5 protein-coding genes are annotated in these 5004 nt (G+C 35.7%); 3 read left to right on the plus strand and 2 right to left on the minus strand.

Translation table 11 applies throughout. From position 1 onward, the window contains the following. A partial coding sequence (locus AFK68_RS10845) for a glycosyltransferase family 9 protein (protein WP_094672712.1) occupies window positions 1-772 on the minus strand: 772 nt, incomplete at its 3' end. A gap of 440 nt (window positions 773-1212) precedes the next feature. Between AFK68_RS10845 and AFK68_RS10850 the strand changes: the two genes are divergently transcribed. The 3 genes from AFK68_RS10850 to AFK68_RS10860 all read left to right on the plus strand — a co-directional run bounded on the left by AFK68_RS10850 (window position 1213) and on the right by AFK68_RS10860 (window position 3620). Further along, window positions 1213-2385 (plus strand): RNA-guided endonuclease TnpB family protein, encoded by a 1173-nt coding sequence (locus AFK68_RS10850; protein WP_094672713.1) that lies wholly within the window; start codon window positions 1213-1215, stop codon window positions 2383-2385. Between the two features lie 94 nt (window positions 2386-2479). After that, window positions 2480-3166: a 2-C-methyl-D-erythritol 4-phosphate cytidylyltransferase gene (gene ispD / locus AFK68_RS10855; RefSeq protein ID WP_094672714.1), complete on the plus strand. Its 687-nt coding sequence runs from the start codon at window positions 2480-2482 to the stop codon at window positions 3164-3166. Between the two features lie 184 nt (window positions 3167-3350). Further along, complete coding sequence (locus AFK68_RS10860) at window positions 3351-3620, plus strand: sensor histidine kinase (RefSeq protein WP_256386537.1); 270 nt, start codon at window positions 3351-3353, stop codon at window positions 3618-3620. 605 nt (window positions 3621-4225) lie between these two features. Here AFK68_RS10860 and AFK68_RS10865 read toward each other — a convergent pair. Next, entirely contained in the window at window positions 4226-4762 is a 537-nt protein-coding gene (locus tag AFK68_RS10865) for a hypothetical protein (RefSeq protein ID WP_094672716.1), read from the minus strand. Window positions 4763-5004 lie beyond the last annotated feature (242 nt).

The following is a 5004-nucleotide window of genomic DNA, read 5'->3' on the forward strand; positions in this document are numbered from 1 at the left end:
TCATTAAATTAGCTCCAGCAATCATAGCAGCTAATTTACCTACATCTCTAGGAGTAACTACTTTTATATCTGGAGAAGATTCTTTAATTTGATTGACCCATGGTGCATCTTCAGGGCCTTTTACTATTACTACTGGTAAGTTAGGTTGTTTCTGTTGCAGTTCTGAAATAATCTCCTGCCAGTAATTAGTAGGATAAATTTTATCGATACCTTTAATCTGAGCTAGCTGACTAGAACCACCATGAATCAGAATATAGCCACTTTCTGCAACTTCTAATCTTTGCTGTTCAGCTTCGGCCTCATCAATATCTGTTTTGGGGACATTAATTGATATTCCCTTGAAAGGGGTGGTAATGTCCATCCCCTGTAACAAGTCATGGTACATCTGAGCAGCATATTGTTCAGTTTTTAGGGGTATAGGGTCGGAGAGAAATATTGCTCCATTACCTGCATAACCCACCCGTTTAGGAATTCCTGTTAACCATAACAATAGGCCAACTGTCCAACGTTGTCCCAGGGAAATTACGGCCTCGTATTCGCGATCGCGCATAATACCCAACAAATTTCCCCAGTCGGCAAGACTATTGGCATCTTTAAAGTCGTAGGTTAGGACATCCCGGACGGACTTGCAAACTCGGTATGCACCCTTAGAGCGAGGTTCTACAATTACGTCAATCTGAGATTCTGGATAGGATTGTTTAAGGTCATCCAGAGTAGGAAAGAATAAAATTTGGTCGCCTATTCCACCAGGGACAAGGGCAAGTATTCTCATGTTTAAGGAATTAAAGTTAATTATCAGTTGAATTTTAACAAGGGGGGAGAAGGATTAAAGTTAATTATCAGTTGAATTTTAACAAGGGGGAGTTTAAGGGGCTATAAGTCCAACACCATAATCTATGATTTGGTGTCTGGATANGAGTAGGAAAGAATAAAATTTGGTCGCCTATTCCACCAGGGACAAGGGCAAGTATTCTCATGTTTAAGGAATTAAAGTTAATTATCAGTTGAATTTTAACAAGGGGGGAGAAGGATTAAAGTTAATTATCAGTTGAATTTTAACAAGGGGGAGTTTAAGGGGCTATAAGTCCAACACCATAATCTATGATTTGGTGTCTGGATACATAGGCCCCTCAACTAAATTTTGCTTAGTCCAACCCGACAAAATTTACATTTTAATGTTACAGTTTTATCATAGTAGTTGAAAAGCGATAAATGTTTAAGGCTTACAAGTACAGAATTTATCCAAATACTGAGCAACAAGCAGCTTTGGCAAAAAGCTTCGGCTGTTGTAGATTCTTTTGGAATTATTCATTAAACCTGTGCCAAGAAACATATCAGAAAACTGGGAAAGGTTTATCAAGAAGTAAAATCCAAGGAATGTTACCTGGTCTAAAAAAAGAATATCCTTGGCTAAAAACAGATGTGTATTCTCAGTGCTTACAAGTTGTCGCGTTAAATCTTTCAACTGCTTACAAAAATTTCTTTGAAAAGCTGGCTCAATATCCACGATTCAAATTAAAACATCATAAACAATCTATTAGCTATCCTCAAAATGTAAGGTTTGAAGGTGATTATCTCAAACTGCCCAAGATAGGATTAGTTTATTGGGTTTGCCATAGAGAATTTGAGGGAAAAATTAAAACTGTCACAGTTTCTAAAAAACTAGATAGTCAATATTATGTTTCTGTTTTAGTTGACGATGGCAAGGAAAAACCCAAGCAATCAGCAAGAGATAAAGCTATTGGTATTGACCTTGGATTGACTCATTTTGCAGTAACAAGCGAAGGTTCTAAGTACGATAATCCTCGTCATACCAAGAAGCATGAACGCAACTTAAAATGGAAACAGAAAAAGCTGCTTCGGAAAGTAAAAGGCAGTAACAATAGAAATAAAGCTAGGAAAAAAGTAGCAAAAGTCCATAGTAAAATATCTCGATGCCGTGAGGATTTTCTGCACAAGCTATCCCGCAAGATAGTCAACGAAAACCAAGTTATTGTGGTAGAAAATCTGGCAGTAAAGAACATGGTCAAAAACCACAATTTAGCTAAAGCAATAATGGATTGTGGATGGGGAATGTTTGGAACTATGCTTAATTACAAGGTAGAACGAGAAGGGAAAACCTACTTAGAAATAGATAGATTTTTTCCCTCATCAAAAACCTGTCATGTTTGCTTGAACCAAGTAGGTAGCTTGCCACTTGATATCAGAAGTTGGAAGTGCGAATATTGTCAGACAACCCATGACCGTGATATTAATGCAGCAATAAATATTAGAGATGAAGGCTTGCGGATACTGTCGTTGGGAACCAGCGATACTGCCCTTGGAGGGAATGTGAGTCGGGTTGGCAAAACATCGGTTTTGTCAGACGCTATTCCTGGTGAGTAGGGAAGCCAAGACTATATCCCTTGCGATTAGTGTTGGTAGTTCACGTAGAGTATATAGCTAGATTTAATTATTTATAGGCAAGCTTTAACACAAAATGTATTTATTAATTCCTGCTGCTGGTATGGGGCGACGGATGGGAAGTTCCCGAAATAAGCTTTTGTTGACTCTGTTGGGTAAGTCTTTATTGAGTTGGACTCTTGAAGCTGCTGTCAAATCTCATCATATTATTTGGATTGGTATTATTGGACAACCTGTTGATTTTCCAGATTTTCAAAAAAGTATTTCGGATTTGTCTACTGACAAGCATATAAAGTTAATTGAGGGAGGGGAAACTCGTCAGGAGTCGGTTTATAATGGTTTACAGGCTTTGCCATCGGCAGCGGAACAAGTATTAATTCACGATGGTGCGAGGTGTTTGGCGACTCCTGAACTTTTGGACAGATGTGCGGAGGAGATTTTTAAGTGTCCTGGTTTAATTGCTGCTGTGAGAGTTAAGGACACAATTAAGGTGGTCGATCCATCTGGTTTAATTCAGGATACACCAGACCGTCGCAATTTGTGGGCTGCTCAGACACCCCAGGGGTTTGAGGTAAATTTGTTGAAGGAATGCCACGAGAAGGGGCGTCAGTTAGGTTGGGAAGTTACCGATGATGCTGCTTTGTTTGAAAAATGTGGTTTACCTGTAAAAATTGTTGAGGGAGAGGAGACTAATTTAAAGGTGACAACTCCTGTGGATTTAAAAGTAGCAGAATTTATTTTGATGGAAGCATTCAAAAATTAATAATTAATAATTAATAATTACCTCTTCTTATAATTCTTATAAAGAAGAGGATTGCCTAAAAGGAATTTTTTCTCTTCTATTATACCAATTCCCATGCATTAATGCTATACTTGAGTGACACTTCAGTTATCAAGTAATTAACACAGATAAAATAAATTATTACCTAATTATTAGTCAGTTAAAGATTGCTCAAAAAAACAATTTAATTAAAATTACGACAGAAGTGAATGAGAATAATATAATTATCAGCAATTTTGATAATGGAATTGGAATGTCTCAAGAAACTTTGCAACAAGCATTTGATTACTTATTTACAACTAAACCAGTTGGAAAAGGTACGGGTTTAGGTTTATCTATTTGTCGGCAAATTATCGAAGGCAAACATAATGGGAAATTATTATGTAATTCTGAGATAGGGAAAGGAAGTACATTTATTATCGAAATACCCAATTAATCAATCATAGGACTTTCGCTATACTTAACCATTGGAAAATTTTCCAGATACAAGGAGAATAAATTGCTCAGAAATTCCTCAACTTATAACCAGGGAATGATACCAAGAGATGGCAAAAAAAGTTGTTGTAAGTTTTTCAGGGGTTAACTGTAGATTAATTGTTAACTCTACAGATTTTACATATAGAATTATAATTTTTATTCAGTTAAAATAATCACTATAGCAGTTTTCATTAATATAGAATACAGGGATTTTTGCTTAAAGGTAAAAGCCAGAAGGCAGGGAGGAGAATTTTTTTAGTCTACCTTTGTGAAAAGCTCTCCAATTATGATTGGATTATAGGTACATGAAAGTGTAAGCATTCACCTAAATAGTCGTGGAAAATAAATTTCCTAGTTGAGATAGGGAACAGGGAACAGGGAACAGGAAGTCAATAGGATGTGTAATTAATTTTGCATAGGAACTTATTAACTCGCAGCTCTCAGGTATAATGGCAATAACTGTAATTTAGCTTCTGATCCATACTTTCAATTGTCCCTTAATACTATCAATACTTGCACTTCTGTAGCTGAGAGCTGAGAGTTGAATGCTGACTACAAAATAGGTTAAAGTTTCCAAGATTGATGACAAGTCCAAGAGTTATTGGGATGGCGTTCATAGAATCTTAATTCCCATGATACTTCTGCTTGAGGATTGATAATTTTTTTTGCTATTTTGGCGAGAATTTGTTGTTGTTCTAATGGGAATTTGTAGGCTAAACTGAGATGTAAATTATTTTTGAGGCGTAACTGATTAGTACGAGTTGGTGAGTTAGCAATATTAGCAAAGTTAGCAATAAGTTTTTCTATCCAAATTGATTCTATTTTGAGATAATGAAAATCTGCTTTTAACTCTATATCCACAACAATAATGGGTTGACTTGTGCGGGTTGGTAAATAATTTTTTAAAGCATTGTCTAAAGCTTGAATATAAATTGGAACGGCAGTTAATTCATCCTGAAAAAAACCTGTCAAGGTACAGTGAGGCATATATTGATGAGCAGCATTTTCACCACATTCTCTACAAGTAGTAGTGAAATATTCCTCTAGTTGATTATTAAGTTTACCTACTGGACAAGCGTATACAATAAATTCTCTTAGCATTTAATTATTGGTTGATAGATTTGAGGATTTATTCTAGGTTTAATTTATGTTATCTTCTGAGAATAAGTAAGAAGAAAGAAGGAATAAGGAATAAGGCAAAAATTGATTTAATAGCAAATACATAACTTCTCTGTTTAGAGCGAAATTTATGTTAAGAAAAATCTTGATCAAGTCTAGTCTGAAAGTAAGAAGGAATAAGGAATAAGGAATAAGGGAAAAATTGATTTAATCTCAAATACATA

The sequence above is a fragment of the Hydrocoleum sp. CS-953 genome (assembly GCF_002260545.1).
Lineage (GTDB): Bacteria > Cyanobacteriota > Cyanobacteriia > Cyanobacteriales > Microcoleaceae > Trichodesmium.

Bases quoted from the DNA above. Each gene is read 5' to 3' on its own strand.
- AFK68_RS10850 (WP_094672713.1), top strand. From the start codon at position 1,213: ATGTTTAAGGCTTACAAGTACAGAATTTATCCAAATACTGAGCAACAA.
- ispD (WP_094672714.1), top strand. From the start codon at position 2,480: ATGTATTTATTAATTCCTGCTGCTGGTATGGGGCGACGGATGGGAAGT.
- AFK68_RS10865 (WP_094672716.1), bottom strand. From the start codon at position 4,762: ATGCTAAGAGAATTTATTGTATACGCTTGTCCAGTAGGTAAACTTAAT.